We start from the raw sequence: 17542 nt of genomic DNA on the forward strand, positions 1-17542 counted from the left end.
GCCACGCCGAACGCGACGAGCGTGAGCACGGCGAGGGCGGCGGTCCGTCGACCGCCGGACCGCCGCCCTCGCCGTGCTCACGCTCGTCGCGTTCGGCGTGGCGGCGACCGCCCGGGGGCTGGTGGACGTGACGACCTCGGCCGCGGCGTCTCCCGCCCGGTACGCCGCCGTCGCGCTCGCCCCGGAGGCGTGGAACGGCTTGGACACCGCGAACGTCATCGCCGCCGTCGGGGCGAGCTGCGCCGGTGCCGGCGTGCTGCTGTTCGGCGCAGCCCTGGTGTCCGCGGTGCGTCGGAACCGTGGCCGTCGGCTGCCGCTCGCCCTCGCGGTCGTGACCCTCGCGATGGTGGTGGGCGCCGTGGTCTCCAGCGTTGCCTCGGGCGAGCAGACCGACTTCGACGCGGCCGCGCACTGGGCCATCCTGCGGACCGCACTGGCGGGACTGGCCGCGGCGAGCCTCCCGGCCCTCTGCCTGGCCGCCCTGCGGGCTCGCGCCCGCCGCTCCCGCTGACCGCGCACCGGGCTTTCGCGCTCACCGACACGTCACGGCGGCCACAGCGCGTGGACTGTCGCTCAGCGCGAAACGCGTCGCGCTGAGCGCCCGGCGCTACTTCTTCTTCTTCTCTTCGACGTCGCCGGAGAGTGCCGCGATGAAGGCTTCCTGCGGGACCTCGACCCGTCCGATGGTCTTCATGCGCTTCTTGCCCTCCTTCTGCTTCTCGAGGAGCTTGCGCTTGCGGGTGATGTCACCGCCGTAGCACTTCGCCAGGACGTCCTTGCGCATCGCGCGGATGCTCTCGCGGGCGATGATGCGGGCACCGATGGCGGCCTGGATCGGCACCTCGAACTGCTGACGCGGGATGAGCTTGCGCAGGCGCTCGGTCATGAGCGTGCCGTAGGCGTACGCCTTGTCGCGGTGCACGATCGCGCTGAAGGCGTCGACCTGGTCGCCCTGCAGCAGGATGTCGACCTTCACGAGGTCGGCGGCCTGGTCGCCGGTGGGCTCGTAGTCGAGCGACGCGTAGCCCTGGGTCTTGCTCTTCAGCTGGTCGAAGAAGTCGAAGACGATCTCGCCGAGGGGCATCTCGTAGCGGATCTCGACGCGGTCCTCGCCGAGGTACTCCATGCCGAGCAGGGAGCCGCGGCGCTGCTGGCAGAGCTCCATGATCGCGCCGACGTAGTCCTTCGGGGCCAGGATCGCGGCGCGGACCATCGGCTCGCGGACCTCGACGATGCGCCCGGTCGGGAACTCCGAGGGGTTCGTGACCTCGATCACGGAGTTGTCCTCGGTCGTGACCTCGTAGATCACGCTCGGGGCCGTGGTGATGAGGTCGAGGCCGAACTCGCGGGACAGCCGCTCGGTGATGATCTCGAGGTGCAGCAGCCCGAGGAACCCGCAGCGGAACCCGAAGCCGAGCGCGACCGAGGTCTCCGGCTCGTAGACCAGTGCGGCGTCGGAGAGCTTGAGCTTGTCGAGGGCTTCGCGGAGCACCGGGTAGTCGCTGCCGTCGATCGGGTACAGGCCCGAGAACACCATCGGCTTCGGGTCGGTGTAGCCGGGCAGCGCCTGGGTCGCGGGCTTCTGCGCGCTCGTGACGGTGTCGCCGACCTTGGACTGGCGGACGTCCTTCACGCCGGTGATCAGGTAGCCGACCTCACCGACCGACAGACCCTTCGTGGGCTTCGGCTCCGGGCTCGAGACACCGATCTCGAGGATCTCGTGCGTCGACTTGGTCGACATCATCTGCACCTTCTCGCGGGGCGAGATGGTGCCGTCGATCATGCGGACGTATGTGACGACGCCGCGGTAGCTGTCGTAGACCGAGTCGAAGATCATCGCGCGGGGCGCTGCGCTGGCGTCGCCGACGGGTGCGGGCACACGACGGACGACCAGGTCGAGGAGCTCGGGCACGCCGACGCCGGTCTTGCCGGAGACCCGGAGGACGTCCTCGGGCTTGCCGCCGATCAGCTGTGCGAGCTCGGCGGCGTACTTGTCCGGATCCGCCGCCGGGAGGTCGATCTTGTTGAGGACCGGGATGATCTCGAGGTCGTTCTCGAGCGCCAGGTACAGGTTCGCGAGCGTCTGCGCCTCGATGCCCTGGGCGGCGTCGACGAGCAGGATCGCTCCCTCGCACGCGGCCAGGGAACGCGAGACCTCGTACGAGAAGTCGACGTGCCCGGGAGTGTCGATCATGTTCAGCGCGAAGGTCTCGCCGTCGAGTTCCCACGGCATGCGCACGGCCTGCGACTTGATCGTGATGCCGCGCTCGCGCTCGATGTCCATGCGGTCGAGGTACTGCGCACGCATCGCGCGGTCCTCGACGATGCCGGTGATCGACAGCATGCGGTCGGCCAGCGTCGACTTGCCGTGGTCGATGTGCGCGATGATGCAGAAGTTGCGGATCGCGTCGGCCGGGGTCGCTGCGGGCTCCAGCGGAGCGGATGCTTGTGGGCTCACGGTTCCTCAGGTGGGTCGGACGGTCGCAACAGTCTCCCACGCTTCACCCGCCCTGGCGGCACGGCTCGCGTCGACCCCGCACGGTGCGAGGTCGGCGGGTCCGTGCGCAGTTGACCGCCCGGTGCCCGGATGCAGCGCGGCACGGGGCGAGCATGCTCGCACCAGGTGGAGGACTGCGCACCGTGCGCTGTCTTGCGGACCAGCACCGGGCCTCCTGGCCGTGCCGATCGCGCGTCAGACGGTCGCGTGCGCCGGAGCCGGCAGGGCGCCGAGGCCGCGCCGGAGGTCGTCCGGGGTGGCTGCGAGGCAGACGCGGATCCACCCCTCGCCGGTGCGTCCGAAGGCGCTGCCCGGCGCGACGGCGACCCGCTCGCGCTGCAGGAACCCGAGCGCCCACTCGGCGATGTCCCCGTCGGAGGCGTGCGACATGTCGATCCACAGGTAGAACGCCCCTCGTGGGTCGAGGTACCGGATGCCGGCGGCATCGAGCGTCTCCCTCGCGACCTCGAGGTTCGCGCGGTAGTGCTCCCGGGCGTCACGCACCGCGGAGTGGTCCCCCACGATCGCCGCGAGGGCCGCGTACTGGTCGGGTTCGGCGACGCAGCTGATCATGGCCTCCTGCGTGGTGCGCATCGTCGCGCCGAGCCCCTTCGGGGTGACGAGGTAGCCGACCCGGACGCCGGTCATCGCGTACGTCTTGCTCAGCGAGAACGCCGAGAACACGCGGTCGTCCTCGTCGAGCGCCGCCAGGCTCACGTGCCGGGTGCCGTAGGTGAAGTACTCGTAGACCTCGTCGCTGATCACCCACAGGTCGTGCCGCTTCGCGAAGGCGAGGAGGGCGCGCAGGGTCTCCTCCCCGAAGACCGAGCCGAGCGGGTTCGACGGCGAGTTGACGACCAGGACCCGGGTGCGTTCGGTGACGCTCGCCTCGAGGGCTTCCAGGTCGGGCTCGAACCCGTGCTGCGGCTCCAGCCGGTACGGCACCGGGGTGGCGCCGATGATGTGGGCGTTCATCGTGAAGGTCGTGTAGCCGGGGTCCGGCACGAGCACCTCGTCGCCCGGGCTCAGCGTCAGCGTCATCGCCTGGAACAGCGCCTGTGTCGCGCCGATCGTCATCCAGATCTGCTCGAGGTCGGCCTCGATCCGGTTCTCGCGGCGGAGCTTGTCGCGGACGGCCTCCCGGAGGGGCCCGATGCCGCCGTTCGGGGTGTACCCGGTGCGGTCCTCGGTCCAGGCACGACGAGCCGCCTCGCCGATGTGCGGCGCCACCGGGACGTCCGGCTCGCCGATCACGAGCATCGTGACGTCGGTGCCGCTCGCGTGCAGCAGCGCCGCTTGCTCGAAGACCCTCCGGATGCCGGAGGCGGGCACGGTGTCGATGCGCGGTGCGAGGGATGGCATGTCCGTCACGGTATCCGGTGCGTGTTGCCGCGGGGTTTCGCCGCGGTCGGCCGCGGGCTTCCGCCCATCCGGCGGTGTTTCGTGCTTTGGTGGCAGCCCGCTTGCCTGGTAGTGTTGGTGGCTGGCTTCCGCGTTCCCCGCCCACGGGTGGAACGCGATGCGACCAAGGGCCCCTCTACCCTGCGGTCGCGCCCACCCGTACGAGACGAGCAGGAGCAATTCATGGCGAACATCAAGTCGCAGATCAAGCGCATCAAGACCAACCTCAAGGCAACCGAGCGCAACAAGGCCTACAAGTCGGAGCTCAAGACGCACATCCGTCGTGCCAACGACGCCGTCGCCGCCGGTGACAAGGACAAGGCCGTTGCCGCCCTGGCCCTCGCGTCGAAGAAGCTCGACAAGGCCGTGAGCAAGGGTGTCATCCACAAGAACCAGGCCGCGAATCGCAAGTCGGCCATCGCGAAGAAGGTCTCGTCGCTCTGACGTCCTGACCCTTCTGGTCCGAAGGCCCCGCACCGTTGGTGCGGGGCCTTCGTCGTGCGCGGGGCGCTGCGCGCGTGGTGGTGTGCGCGGGGGTGCGTGCGCTGCGTTCGTTTCGTGAGCAGGAACGGTCGGGTCGCGAGGGCGCACCCGACCGTTCCTGCTCACGAAGTGCCGGCCGACAGGCGCGGGACGGCCAGGAGGCCCGACTCGCCTCAGCGGGGCTCGCCGCGTCGGGCGATGGTGCGGACCATGACCTCGAGCGCGTAGTGCGCGTCGCGCGAGCCACCCTTCACCGCGGTGTCCGCCTCGGCGATGCTGATGATCGCGTTGGCCAACCCGGACTCGCTCCACCCGGCGACGTCACGCTGCGCGCGCTGCACCTGCCAGGGCGCCATGCCGAGAGCCGAGGCCGCCTGACCGCTCGGTCCCCGGAAGGCACTGACCTTCGCCATCGTGCGGATCTTGCTCGCGAACGCGGCGACGATCGGCACGGGTGCCTCGCCGGTGGCCAGGGCGTGCCGGAGCTCCACGATCGCCGGTGCGGACCGGCCCGCGAGGGCGATGTCGGCGACCTTGAACGCGTTCGTCTCGACCCGCCCGCCGTAGTACTTGTCGACGACCTTGTCGGTGATCTCGTCGGCCTCGTCCGCCAGGAGCTGCCGGCACGCGGCTGCGAGCTCGGCGAGGTCGTCGGCGAAGGCCGTGACCAGCGTGCGCACGGCCGACGGCGCGATGCGGCGTCGTGCGGCGCGGAACTCGGCGTTCACGAAGTCGATGCGGTCGGTCTCGCGCTTGAGCTCGTCGCACAGCACCTCGACCCCGCCGCCGACACCGCTGCGGATCGTGTCGAGGAGCTTCTTGCCGCGCACGCCGCCGCCGTGCCGGAGCACCAGGGTGACGTCGTCGGCCGGCGCCTGCAGGTACGAGATCGTCTCCGTGATGAAGGCGTCGGTGCACTTCTCGACGTTCGTGACCTGCACGAGCCGCGGTTCGCCGAACAGCGACGGGCTGGCGAGGGTGGAGAGCAGGCCGGGGGCGTACTGGTCGGCTTCGAGGTCGTGCACCTCGAGCGCGGGGTCCTCGCCCTGCAGCAGGTCCTTCAGCACACCGCGGGCGCGGTCGGCGAGGAACGCTTCGGGCCCGGTGATGAGCACGACGGGCGCCGGACGGATCCCCGACCAGGGCACCTGGTCGATCTTCGCTGCGGCGCGCGCGGGCTTCTTGGCGGCCATGTGGTCCTTCCGGTGGTGCCGGCCCGGACGGTGCCGGGTCGAGTGGTGCACGGACGATCCTACGGGCGGCCGCCGACGGCGGGTGCTCCGTCCACACCCGCACCGCATCGGTACCGGAGCGGGCGAGCACCACCGTGCCGCGTTCGTCGGTGCGGAGCGGAACCGTGCCCGCGGCCTCGAGCATGCCGAGCGCGGACGCGGTCGGGTGCCCGTAGGTGTTGTCCGCGCCGACCCCGATGAGCCCGACCCGCGCGGTGAGCCCCCGGTAGAGCTCGGGGTCCTGGTCCGCCGAGCCGTGGTGCGCCACCTTCACGACGTCGATCGGCCCCGCCGGCAGCGCGCCGGAGATCCGCAGCCTGCGCTGCGACGACTCCCCCAGGTCACCGAGGAAGACCCCGGTCAGGCACGTGGCGCAGGGCTCCCCGTCCGCCGGCCCCGTGACCAGCACGATGCTCGCGTCGTTGCCGGAGTCGCGGTCGCCGGCCCGGGGCCACACCACGCGCCACCCGAGCGGCCCGAGGCTGCCGGAGACCCGGTCGTCCGCCGCACGGACGTCGACACCGGCACCCCGCAGGTCGTCGACGACCCGGCCGTCCGATGCCCGGCCGACGGGACCGACCAGGGCGGTCTCGACCATGCCGGACACCGCCCCCGCCGCCCCGACGTGGTCGCGGTCGAAGTGCGTGAGGACGAGCACGTCGATCCGGGTGATCCCGAGCAGGTCCAGGCACGCGCGGAGTCGTCCCTCGTCGTCGCCGGTGTCCACGAGCGCCACGGCGTCGCCGCCCCGGAGCAGCACGGCGTCCCCCTGGCCGACGTCGCACGCCGCGACCGACCAGTCGCCCGGGACCGACCCCCGGACCACGAGCACCGGGACGGTCACCGCCGCGACGCCGACCACGACGATCACCCCGGCGGCGAGCAGCAACCGGGAGCCGATCCGCCCTCGGACCAGCACCGCCGTCGCGATGCAGCCGCACACCAGCGCGGCGGCCGCGACACCCGGCGCCCCGGCCGGCCAAGATGCCGAGGCGTACGGCAGGGCCGCCGCCGCGTGGGCGATGCCCCCGACGGCAGCGGCGGGGACCCACGCGACGGCAGCGAGCACCTGCGCGCCCGCTGGCCACAGCGGCGCGAGGACGCACGCCGCGAGCCCGATCACGGTGACGACCGGTGCGAACGGCTCCGCGAGCAGGTTCGCCGGCACCGCGTAGGTCGGGAGCGCCGCCGACAACGGGATCGTCACGGGCCAGCACGCCACCTGTGCCGCGACGGGGATCGCCAGCGCAGCGGCCACCGGCGTCCACAGTCGGCGGGCCAGCAACTCGGTGAGCGGTGGGCCGAGCACCACGATCCCGCTGGTGGCGAGCACGGAGAGGGCGAACGCGAACGACCGCGAGAACCAGGGGTCCACCACGAGCATGCCGATCGCCGCGAGGGCGATGAGCGGGACGCCACGGACCGGTCGACCGGCGAGGTGCACGACGAGCACCACGATCGCCATCACCGCCGCGCGGACGATCGAGGGGTCGGGCCGCACCAGGACGACGAACACCAGGAGCACCACGACGGCCACCGCGGCCCGGAGCCCCCGCGGCAGACCGCAGGCGCGGCCGAGGACGACCACCAGCCCCACCACCACCGCGCAGTTCGCCCCGGAGACCGCCGTCAGGTGTGTCAGCGCCGCGGTCTCCATCGCCGCCTCGGTCCCCGGGTCGAGGCCGGAGCGGTCGCCGATCGCCAACCCCCGCAGCAGTGCCGCACCGGGCTGCGGCAGGTCGGCCGTGGCCCGGACGAACGCCTGTCGCGCGGTGTCGGTGGCGGCGAGCAGCCCGTCGGGAGGCTCCGACGACGGCGTTCCCCGCAAGAACGCCACGAACGCGGTCGCCGATCCGGGTTCGTCCGGCTGCACGGCGGCGGTCCCGGTGACCCGAGCCCCCGCCGCCAGCACGTCGTCGGGCGCGTCACCGCGCAGGTCGGGGACGAGCCGGACGGGCGCACGGAGACCGTCGAGTCCGTCGGCACGCACGAGCGTCGCGGGGACGGAGCGGTCCCCCGGCACGAGGTCGCGGGACAACACCGCCTCGATGTCGACGCGCCCGGCACCCGGACCGTCGACGAGGGCGCGCAGCGGCTCCGGAGCCCGTCGGGACTCCCCCACGGTGACCGACACCGCGAGCAGCGTGGTCAGCGCCCCGGCGACGAGCACCAGCCCGGCGACGACCGGCACGACCCCGGCGCCCTGTCGCCACCGGAGCACGGTGCCGCTCACGCTGGTCAGGAGCGCCGCGACCCCACCGACCACGAGTGCCACGTCCGGCGCTCCGACGAGCAGGGCGGTCAGGATCCAGGCGACGGCCACCGGCACCGCGACCCGCAGGTCGATCGCACTCGGAGCGAGCTGCACGCGCGGCCCTCAGACCCGCACGCGATCGCGGAGTTCGGCGAACCGGAGGTCTCCGATGCCGCTGACGTCGAGCAGGTCCTCGATCGAGGTGAAGCGGCCGTGCTCGTCACGCCAGGCGATGATCCGTCCGGCCAGCCCCGGGCCGATACCGGGCAGGGTCTCGAGCGCCGTCAGGTCGGCGGTGTTCAGGTCGACGACGGCAGCATCGGCCCCGCTCGCGGCACCCCCGGCACCAGCACCGTTCGCCGGCGACCCCGTGGTGTCACCGCCGGTCACCGGCCCGAGCGCGTCGGGCACCTCCTGTTGCCCGACCCGCGGCACGTACAGACGTTCACCGTCCATCAGCACTCGGGCCAGGTTCATCCGATCGAGGTCGGCATCGTCGGTTGCCCCACCGGCTCGGTCGATCGCGTCCCCGACGCGACTCGTCGCCGGCAGCTCGACGACACCGTCGCGCCGCACGGCTCCGAGCACGTGCACGAGGACACGACCGGCATCGGGGGCGGACGACGCGCCAGTACCCGCACCGGGACCGGTAGCGCCCCCTGAGGGCGGCGACGACGGAGCGCCCGACACCCCACCCGCCCCGGCTGTCGGCGCCCCACGCACGACAGCCCCGCCGGACCCCAGGGTCCCTTCGTCGCCACGCGGCGCCAGTGCCCCGACGAGGACCACGACGACGGCGACCACCACCACGACCGCCGCCAGGACCACGGCGGCCCGCGGTGACAGCACCAGGCGGGACCACCACGGCCCGGGAGACGACGGCGATGACATGCCCCGAACGCTACGGAGCCCGGCCGATCGGCCGGGCTCCGGAGGGCACACCCGTGGACGGGCGCCGCGCACGCCCCTGCTGTGGAGGGACGACGAGAGGGACGGCGGGCGCTACCCCTTGATGGCGATGTTCACGAGCTTCGGGGCCCGGACGATCACCTTCACGATCTCGCGGTCACCGATGTACCGCTGCACGTTCGCCGAGGAGCGAGCGAGCTGTTCGAGCTCGTCCGCCTCGATCGACTTCGACACCTCGAACGAGTCACGCACCTTGCCGTTGACCTGCACCACGGCCGTCAGGGTCTCCTGCACGAGCAGCGTCGGGTCGGCCTTCCGCCAGCCGTACGTGGCGACGGTCGCGTCGTAGCCCAGCTTCTCCCACATCTCCTCGCCGGTGTACGGCGCGAAGACGCTCAGGCCGAGCGCGATGGTCTCGACGGCCTCACGGACGGCGGGGTCACCGGCGCCGGGGCCGCTGTCGATCGCCTTGCGGGTGACGTTGACCAGGTCCATCAGTCGCGCGATCACGACGTTGAACTTGAACGACTCCATCATCCCGGGGGCGTCGGCGAGGAACCGGTGCGTGACCTGGCGGAGTGCCCGGTCGCCGTCGGCCCACACGGCGTCGCGCGAAGACGTGACGTCGAGCGACAGGCGGTACGCGCGCGCCAGGAACCGAGCCGAGGCGGACGGTGAGACGTCCTCCCAGTTGATGTCGTCCTCCGGCGGGCCGGCGAACCCCATCACCAGGCGGATGGCGTCGACGCCGTTCGCGTCGAGCTCGTCACCGAGCGAGACGCCGCCCTTCGACTTCGACATCTTCGAGCCGCCGGACAGCACCATGCCCTGGTTGAGCAGCGCCGAGAACGGCTCGGTGAAGTCGAGGTAGCCGAGGTCGAACAGGACCTTGGTGACGAAGCGGGCGTAGAGCAGGTGCAGGATCGCGTGCTCGATGCCGCCGATGTACTGGTCGACCGGGGCCCAACGGCGGGCTGCTGCGGGGTCGAAGGCCTGGGTGTCGTCGTTCGCCGACAGGAACCGCAGGAAGTACCACGACGAGTCGACGAAGGTGTCCATCGTGTCGGTGTCGCGGAGCGCCGGGGTGCCGTCGACGGGGTTCGGGACGTTCACCCAGTCGGTCGCGCCACCGAGCGGCGACGTGCCCTTCGGCTTGAGGTCGAGGCCCTCGGTGTCCGGCAGCACGATCGGCAGCTGGTCCTCGGGCACCGGGTGCTCGGTGCCGTCGGCGCCGTGGATGATCGGGATCGGGGTGCCCCAGAAGCGCTGGCGCGAGATGAGCCAGTCGCGCAGGCGGTAGGTCTTGGCGGCACGGCCGGTCCCGCGCTCCTCGAGCAGCGCGATCGCCGCGGTGATGGCGTGCTGCTTCGACATGCCGTCGAGCGGCCCGGAGTTGATCATCCGGCCCTGGCCGGTCAGCGCCTCACCCGTGGCGACCGGGTCGAGGGTCGGCACGTCGAAGTCCTCGATCGTGGCGCCCTCGGGGATCACCGGGATCGACCCGGTGACGGCGGCGTTCGTGTCGACGACGACCTTGACGGGCAGGTCGAACGCCCGCGCGAAGTCGAGGTCGCGCTGGTCGTGCGCCGGCACGGCCATCACGGCGCCGTGGCCGTAGTCGGCGAGGACGTAGTCGGCGGCCCAGATGGGCAGGCGCTCCCCCGTCAGCGGGTGGATCGCGGAGCGGCCGAGCGGCACACCGGTCTTCGGCCGGTCGGCGTTCTGCCGGTCGATCTCGGAGGTCTTCTGGGTGGCGACCAGGTACGAGTCGAACGCAGCACGGACATCGTCCGGAGCCGACGAAACCAGCGATGCCGCCAGGTCGGAGTCCGGTGCCACCACCAGGAACGTCGCCCCGTGGATCGTGTCCGGACGCGTGGTGAACACCGTGACGGGCTCGTCGCGGCCCTCGATCACGAAGTCGACGTCGGCGCCGACCGAGCGGCCGATCCAGTTGCGCTGCTGCGCGATGACCTTCGCCGGCCACCGCCCCTCGAGCTGGTTCAGGTCGTCGAGCAGCCGGTCGGCGTACTCGGTGATCTTGAAGTACCACTGCGTGAGCTTCTTCTTCACGACGACGGCGCCGGAGCGGTCCGAGGTGCCGTCGGGCAGGACCTGCTCGTTCGCGAGCACGGTCTGGTCCACCGGGTCCCAGTTGACCCAGCTGTCCTTGCGGTACGCCAGGCCCTTCTCGTACATCTTCAGGAACAGCCACTGGTTCCACTTGTAGTACTCGGGATCCGAGGTGTGGATCTCGGTGGTCCAGTCGAACGACGGCGCGTAGCGCTTGAAGGACGCCTTCTGCTGCTCGATGTTCGCGTAGGTCCAGTCCTTCGGGTCCACCCCGCGCTTGATGGCAGCGTTCTCGGCCGGCAGTCCGAAGGAGTCCCAGCCGATCGGGTGCAGCACGTTGAAGCCCTGCTGGCGCCAGTAGCGCGCGACGAAGTCCCCGAGCGCCCAGTTCTCGGCGTGCCCCATGTGCAGGTCGCCGGACGGGTACGGGAACATCTCGAGGATGTACTTGCGCGGACGCGTGTCGTCGAGGTCGGTGGTGAAGAGCCCGAGCTCTTCCCAGCGGGGCTGCCACTTCTCCTGGATACGACGGAAGTCGTAGGCGTTCGGGTCCTCGGCGTGCTGCTCGGTGGTCACGGTCGTCAACGATACAAGCCGGGAGGCCCGTCCCGCGTCCGCCCGTCGGCTCACGGCACGAGCAGGCGTCCGTCCCGCATCCGCAGGGTGCGGTCGACCAGGTCCGGCGCCACCGGCACGTGCGACACGATCACGACCGTCCGGCCCGCTGCGCGGGCCGTGGTGACGAGGTCGCGGAGCACGGTGTCGCCGAGGTCGGGGTCGACGTCGGCGGTCGGTTCGTCGAGCACCAGCACCGGGAACGCGTGCAGCAGCGCCCGGGCCAGCGCGAGGCGGTGCGCCTGCCCGCCGGACACGAGCACGCCGCGCTCCCCCACCGAGGCGTCGAGCCCGCCGCGCCGGACGACCCAGTCACCCAGCCCGACCCGGTCGAGCACGGCGAGCAGTTCCTCGTCGGTCGCGGTGTCGCGGGCGAAGAGCAGGTTCTGCCGCACCGACTGGTCGAACACGAACGGGTCCTGCTCGATCAGCCCGACCCGGGCCCGCACCGCGTCCGGGTGCATCGCCTTCGCCTCGACGCCGTCGAGCGTGTACGAGCCGTCGTGGTCCACGAACCGCACGAGCGCGTCGACCAGGGTCGACTTGCCCGCGCCGCTCGGCCCCTCGAGCACGACGACCTCGCCGGGGGTGAGCGTGAACGAGACCCCGTCGACCGCGGGCTCGGCCGCCCCGGGCCAGCGGACCGTGAGTTCCTGCACGGCGAGCGTGACCGGGCCCTGGACCACGAGCGACGCCGGATCGGCGTCGTCGTCGGGCTCGGGCACGATGCCCGCTGGCACCTCGGCCGGTACGACCTGCTCGACCCGTTCGGCAGCAGCACGCACGCGGCGGAGCGTCAGGACGGCGAGCGGGACGGTCCCGACGACCTCGAACAGCGCCAGCGGCACGAAGACCGTCAGCGCCCAGAGCGGGCCGTCCAGTGCGCTGGAGACAACGGCCGGGGCCCCGACGGCGAGGATCCCGATGACGGCACCGCCGCCGACCAGGCCCACGAGTGCCCCGACGAGTGACTCGACCGTGCCACGGCGCCGGACGGCCCGGGTCACGCCGGCGTCGAGCCGGGCGATGTGCGCGAGCCGCTCGTCGAGGGTGCCGTACGCGGCGAAGACGTCGAGCGTGCGGACCGTGTCGAGCACGAGGTCGGCGACGCGGCCCCGGTCGGCAGCGGTCTCGCGGTCCGAGCGGTCGGCGATCGCGCGGGTGACGATGGTGCCGACCAGGGCCGCGACCGCCAGCGCGAGGACCAGCACGACCGCCGCCGGCACCGACACGAGCGCCACCGCGACGACCGACAGCAGAGCGACGACACCGGCGGACACGAGCGGCCCGACCACGCGGATCGGCAGGTCCTGCAGCCGGTCGGTGTCGGTGACGAGGCGCGTCATCAGGTCGCCTCGACCGGTCCGACCGAGGCCGGCGGGCGCGACGGACGCGAGCCGCCGGTACATCTCGGTCCGCACGACGGCGAGCTGCCGGAACGAGGCGTCGTGCCCGGCGAGCCGGTCGACGTACCGCAGCACGGCCCGCCCGAGGGCGAAGGCCCGCACCCCGACCATCACGAGCGTCAGGTAGAGGATCGGCGGGTGCTCGGCGGCACGGGTGATGAGGTAGCCGCTCGCGGCGAGGAGCGCGACGGCGCAGACGGCGCTGAGGGACCCGGCGGCCACCGCCTTCGCCCAACCCGGCCCGTGCGGCATGGCGAGCCGCAGGACGGACTGCCCACGGGCCTCCCGGCTCATGCGCGCACCCCCCTGCGGACCGTCACGGATCCGTCGGCGCCGACGTCCACGCGGACGTCGGCAGCGGCGACGACCGCCGGCCGGTGGCTGGCGACGACGACGACCGCGCCGTCGGCCGCGAGGCCGCGCACGGCCCCGATGACGCACGCCTCGGCCTCGGCGTCCAGCGCGGACGTCGGCTCGTCGAGCAGCACCAGGGGCGTGCCGACGCGCCGCGCCCGGTACAGCGCGCGTGCGACCGCGACGCGCTGCGCCTGGCCGCCGGACAGGCCGCTGCCGCCGGCGCCGACCGGGAGGCCCGGGTCGAGTCCCAGCCCCGCGTCCCGCAGCGCGGCACGCACGTCGGCGTCGTCGGGGGTCGCGCTGAGCGCGACGTTCTCGGCGATGGTCCCGCGCACGAGACGGGGACGCTGGTCGGCCCAGGTGGTGCGCTCGGCGACGGTCGCACCCGGGGCGCCGGGCACCGCCACGGTGCCGTCGTGCGGCAGGACGCCGCGGAGGGCGGCGATGATGCTCGACTTGCCGGACCCGCTCGGTCCGGCGAGCACGACGACGGCGCCGGCCTCGGCGTGCAGGTCGAACGGACCGATCTCGGCCTCAGGGCGGCGGACGATGAGCCCGCGGACGTCGAGGGCGGGTGCGGGTGCGGGTGCGGCCGCGGCGGGGTCTGTGTGGGTCCCGTTGTCGGTCCCACTGCCGCTGCTGCTGCCGGTCGCGGACGGGGATGCGATCTCGTCGTCGGCCAGGACGTCGAATACCGCGGCCGAGGCCTCGACGCCGTCCTGGGCGGCGTGGAAGTCGGCTCCGACCTGGCGGATCGGGGCGAAGGCCTCCGGTGCGAGGACGAGCACGAACATCGCGGCCCCCAGACCGAGCGAGCCGTCGACCAGCCGGATGCCGATCGAGACGGCGACGAGCGCGACGGACAGGCTCGCCGCGAGCTCGAGCGCGAACCCGCTGACGAAGGACAACCGGAGCACCCCGATCGTGCCACGACGGTACTCGTCGGTGACCGCGCCGATGCGACCGACCTGGCGACGGGCCCGGCCGAAGACCTTGAGCGTGGCGAGCCCCTCGACCGCCTCGGTGAAGGCGCCGCCGAGCCGGGCGAGCGCGTCCGACTGCTTCCGCTGCAGCGCCTGCGTCGCCAGGCCGATCAGGATCATGAAGACCGGGATCACCGGCAGGGCGAACAGGATGATCAGCCCGCTCGTCAGGTCGGCCAGGCCGATCGCCACCAGGAGCACGGGCGTCGCGATCGCCGTGAGCGCGAGCTGCGGCAGGTACCGGCCGAAGTAGGCGTCGAGCGCGTCGAGTCCGGGGCCGAGCGTCGTGGCGAACCCCGCGCTCGAGCGCCCGGCGAGCCACGACGGACCGCGCTCCGCGGCGCGGGCGAGCACCGTCGTGCGCATCTCGCTCTTCACCCTCGCCGCCGCACGGGCAGCCAGGTCGTCGGTGGCCCACGCGGCCAGGGCGCGGAGTGCGAACGCCCCGCCGAGCAGTGCGAGCGCCTGCCCGAACGCCGCCGGGACCGCGCCGTCACCGACGGCGTCGACCCCGAGGGTGACCGCCGCGGCGATCCCCCACGCGATCGCGATGGTCGCGACCGTGCGGAGGACCCCGGTGCCGGCGGCGGCGACGATGAAGCCGCGCGCCGTCCGGGACAGCCGCAGGAGTCGGGGGTCGAGGGGCTTCATCGGGCGTCCGCCTAGTGCGCGGACGCGGTGATCTGGGCGCGGGAGACGCGCTTGCGGAACACCCAGTAGGTCCACGCCTGGTACGCGAAGACCAGGGGCACGAAGATCAGCGCGACCCAGCTCATCACCGTCAGGGTGTAGGACCCGGACGAGGCGTTGTACACGTTCAGGCTGTTCGCGACGTCGTTCGACGCGGGCATCACGTCGGGGAAGATCGCCGTGAACATCGCGAGCACGATCGCCGCGATGGTGATCGCCATGAGGGTGAACGCACGCCCCTCCTTGCCCCAGGCATTGCAGAGCACCGCCAGCACGAGCGCCAAGGCGGCGACCACGGAGAGCACCAGTGACGCCGGGGTGGCACGGACGAACGCCATCGACACCAGGAACGCGGCGCCGACCACGATCGTGAGGACGCCGGCCCGGGTCGCCAGGCGCTTGGCGCGCTCACGGATCTCGCCCTCGGTCTTCAGCGCGACGAAGACGACCCCGTGGGTGAAGAACACCAGCAGCGTCGCGACACCGGTCAGCAGCGCGAACGGGTTGAGCAGGTCGAAGATCGTGCCCGTGTAGTTGTGCCCGGCGTCCATCGGGATGCCGCGGACGACGTTGCCGAAGGCGACGCCCCACAGGAACGACGGCACGGCACTGCCGACGATGATCATCAGGTCGAAGCGGCGCTTCCACTCGAGGTGCTTGTTCTGGTGCCGGTACTCGAACGACACCCCGCGGGCGATGAGCGCGGCGAGGATGAGCAGCAGCGCCAGGTAGAAGCCGGAGAACATCGTGGCGTACCACTCGGGGAACGCCGCGAACAGGCACGCCCCGGCCACGATGACCCAGGTCTCGTTGAGGTCCCAGACCGGGCCGATGGTGTTGATCAGGACGCGACGGTCGGTGTCGTCCTTGCCGAGGAACGGCAGGGACATGCCGACACCGAAGTCGAACCCGTCGAGGACGAAGTAGCCGACGAAGAAGACGCCGACGATCGCGAACCAGAGAACAGGGAGATCCATCAGGCAGCGTCCATTTCTAGTAGACCGTCACTTCGTGCTTGACCTCGCCGGTCTCCTCGTCGACCTCGGCCGGGTCGGCGGGCCCCTCTTGCGCGACCTTCTTGATGAGCTTGAACTCGACGACGGCCAGTGAGCCGTAGATCAGGGTGAAGACCAGCAGCGAGATCAGGACCTCGAGCCCGGTCACGTTCGGGGACACGCCGTCCTTCGTCTGGAGCAGCCCGAACACGAGCCACGGCTGGCGGCCCATCTCGGTGAAGATCCAGCCGACGATCATCGCGGCCATCGGCAGCGGTACGGTCCAGGTGGCGATGCGCCAGATCCAGCGCTGCGTCGGGAACCGGCCCTTGCGGGTCAGCCACAGGCCGGCCAGCGAGACCAGCACCGCGCCCACACCGAGGGCGATCATCCAGCGGAACGACCAGTAGGTGACCCAGATGATCGGCTTGTAGTCCCCCGGGCCGTACACCTCGGTGTACTGCGCCTGCAGGTCGTTGATGCCCTCGACCGTGCCGTTGAACGTGTGTGTCGACAGGAACGACAGCAGGTACGGCACCCGGATCGAGAACAGCTCGTGGACGCCGTCCGGTGTGCCGAGCGTGAAGATCGAGAACGAGGCGTCCTTGCCGGTCGCCGTGTTGTACAGCGCCTCGGCAGCCGCCATCTTCATCGGCTGGGTGTCGACCATGGTCAGACCGAGCTGGTCGCCGGTCAGGACGGTCAGGGCGCCGGCAGCGACCATGGTCCACATGCCGAACTTCAGCGCCGGCATCATCGTCTCGAGGTTCTGGTTGCGGGCCAGGTGGTACGCCGCCACCGCGATGATGACCGCAGCGGCGACCATGAAGCACGCGAAGAGCGTGTGCGGGAACGCCGCCAGCGCCACCTTGTTGCCGAGCACCGCCCAGATGTCGGTGAGCTCCGCACGGCCCTTGGCCTCGTTCATCGCGAAGCCGACCGGGTGCTGCATGAAGGCGTTCGCCGCGATGATGAAGTAGGCCGACATGATCGTGCCCGCGCTCACGCACCAGATGCTCGCCAGGTGGAGCCCCTTCGGCAGGCGGTCCCAGCCGAAGATCCAGATGCCGATGAACGCCGCCTCGAAGAAGAACGCCAGGATGCCCTCGAGCGCGAGCGGTGCACCGAAGACGTCACCGACGAAGCGCGAGTAGTTCGACCAGTTCATGCCGAACTGGAACTCCTGCACGATGCCCGTCACGACACCCATGGCGAAGTTGATCAGGAAGATCCGTCCGAAGAACCGCGTCAGCTGCAGGTAGTGCGCGCGGCCGGTCCGGTACCAGGCGGTCTGGAACACGGCCACGACGGCTGCCATGCCGATCGTCAGCGGGACGAAGAGGAAGTGGTAGATGGTCGTCAGACCGAACTGCCACCGCGACAGGAGGAGCGGATCGAGGAGGTCGTTCATGCGGCGATTCCGAGACGGGTGGCCGCGCGCTGTTCGTGCACGTCAGTTGCTTCCTGTGGAACGGATACATCAGGTGTCACAGCCCTTGGGACACCCCAACGCTATCGCGGGGCACCCCGATTCGACAACTTGTAGAACCTCGCTGTGCACAAACGTGCAAAGCGTCTGCACGGCACAACCGTGCGGCACGGATGTTCGCGTTGCCCCTTGCGCGAACGACGACAGGCGCCGGGTAG

The 17542-nt window shown here is 71.5% G+C and carries 11 protein-coding genes and 1 pseudogene; 2 read left to right on the top strand and 10 right to left on the bottom strand.

What is annotated here, in order from left to right; all coding sequences use genetic code 11:
• Nucleotides 1–73: 73 nt before the first annotated feature.
• The gene (locus tag KK097_RS11685) at nt 74–511 is read left to right on the top strand and encodes a hypothetical protein (protein WP_214544903.1); all 438 of its coding nucleotides are present in this window, start codon (nt 74–76) and stop codon (nt 509–511) included.
• A gap of 96 nt (nt 512–607) precedes the next feature.
• Here the strand turns inward: KK097_RS11685 and lepA are convergent, their stop codons facing one another.
• Together lepA and KK097_RS11695 are read right to left on the bottom strand one after the other, a co-directional pair.
• Nucleotides 608–2458 (bottom strand): translation elongation factor 4, encoded by a 1851-nt coding sequence (gene lepA, locus KK097_RS11690; protein WP_214544905.1) that lies wholly within the window; start codon nt 2456–2458, stop codon nt 608–610.
• A 234-nt stretch (nt 2459–2692) separates the two neighbouring features.
• A complete protein-coding gene (locus KK097_RS11695) occupies nt 2693–3859 on the bottom strand; it encodes a pyridoxal phosphate-dependent aminotransferase (protein WP_214544907.1) in 1167 nt (388 codons plus the stop codon).
• A gap of 222 nt (nt 3860–4081) precedes the next feature.
• On the opposite strand from KK097_RS11695, the gene rpsT reads away from it, so the two are divergent.
• Nucleotides 4082–4342: a 30S ribosomal protein S20 gene (gene rpsT, locus KK097_RS11700; protein ID WP_017886662.1), complete on the top strand. Its 261-nt coding sequence runs from the start codon at nt 4082–4084 to the stop codon at nt 4340–4342.
• A 212-nt stretch (nt 4343–4554) separates the two neighbouring features.
• Here rpsT and holA read toward each other — a convergent pair whose 3' ends face one another.
• The 8 genes and pseudogenes from holA to KK097_RS11740 all read right to left on the bottom strand — a co-directional run bounded on the left by holA (nt 4555) and on the right by KK097_RS11740 (nt 17306).
• The gene (holA, locus tag KK097_RS11705; RefSeq protein ID WP_214529871.1) at nt 4555–5574 is read right to left on the bottom strand and encodes a DNA polymerase III subunit delta; all 1020 of its coding nucleotides are present in this window, start codon (nt 5572–5574) and stop codon (nt 4555–4557) included.
• A gap of 700 nt (nt 5575–6274) precedes the next feature.
• A pseudogene (locus KK097_RS18825) lies at nt 6275–7270 on the bottom strand (ComEC/Rec2 family competence protein); the annotation flags it as partial.
• Nucleotides 7271–7990: 720 nt separating this feature from the next.
• Nucleotides 7991–8758 carry a helix-hairpin-helix domain-containing protein gene (locus KK097_RS11715; RefSeq protein ID WP_214544909.1) on the bottom strand — a complete coding sequence of 256 codons (768 nt, stop codon included), beginning with the start codon at nt 8756–8758 and terminating at the stop codon, nt 7991–7993.
• Between the two features lie 111 nt (nt 8759–8869).
• Nucleotides 8870–11425, bottom strand: a complete 2556-nt coding sequence (gene leuS / locus KK097_RS11720) for a leucine--tRNA ligase (protein WP_214544911.1) — start codon at nt 11423–11425, stop codon at nt 8870–8872.
• Nucleotides 11426–11475: 50 nt separating this feature from the next.
• Entirely contained in the window at nt 11476–13164 is a 1689-nt protein-coding gene (cydC, locus tag KK097_RS11725; RefSeq protein WP_214544913.1) for a thiol reductant ABC exporter subunit CydC, read from the bottom strand.
• Entirely contained in the window at nt 13161–14861 is a 1701-nt protein-coding gene (gene cydD / locus KK097_RS11730) for a thiol reductant ABC exporter subunit CydD (protein ID WP_214544915.1), read from the bottom strand. Before cydD ends, cydC begins: the two co-directional genes overlap by 4 nt.
• An 11-nt stretch (nt 14862–14872) precedes the next feature.
• Complete coding sequence (gene cydB / locus KK097_RS11735) at nt 14873–15877, bottom strand: cytochrome d ubiquinol oxidase subunit II (RefSeq protein ID WP_214529796.1); 1005 nt, start codon at nt 15875–15877, stop codon at nt 14873–14875.
• Between the two features lie 16 nt (nt 15878–15893).
• On the bottom strand, nt 15894–17306 hold the full coding sequence (locus KK097_RS11740) for a cytochrome ubiquinol oxidase subunit I (RefSeq protein WP_214529795.1): 1413 nt from the start codon (nt 17304–17306) through the stop codon (nt 15894–15896).
• Nucleotides 17307–17542 lie beyond the last annotated feature (236 nt).

This window comes from Curtobacterium flaccumfaciens (assembly GCF_018598405.1).
In the GTDB taxonomy this organism is placed as follows: domain Bacteria; phylum Actinomycetota; class Actinomycetes; order Actinomycetales; family Microbacteriaceae; genus Curtobacterium; species Curtobacterium aurantiacum.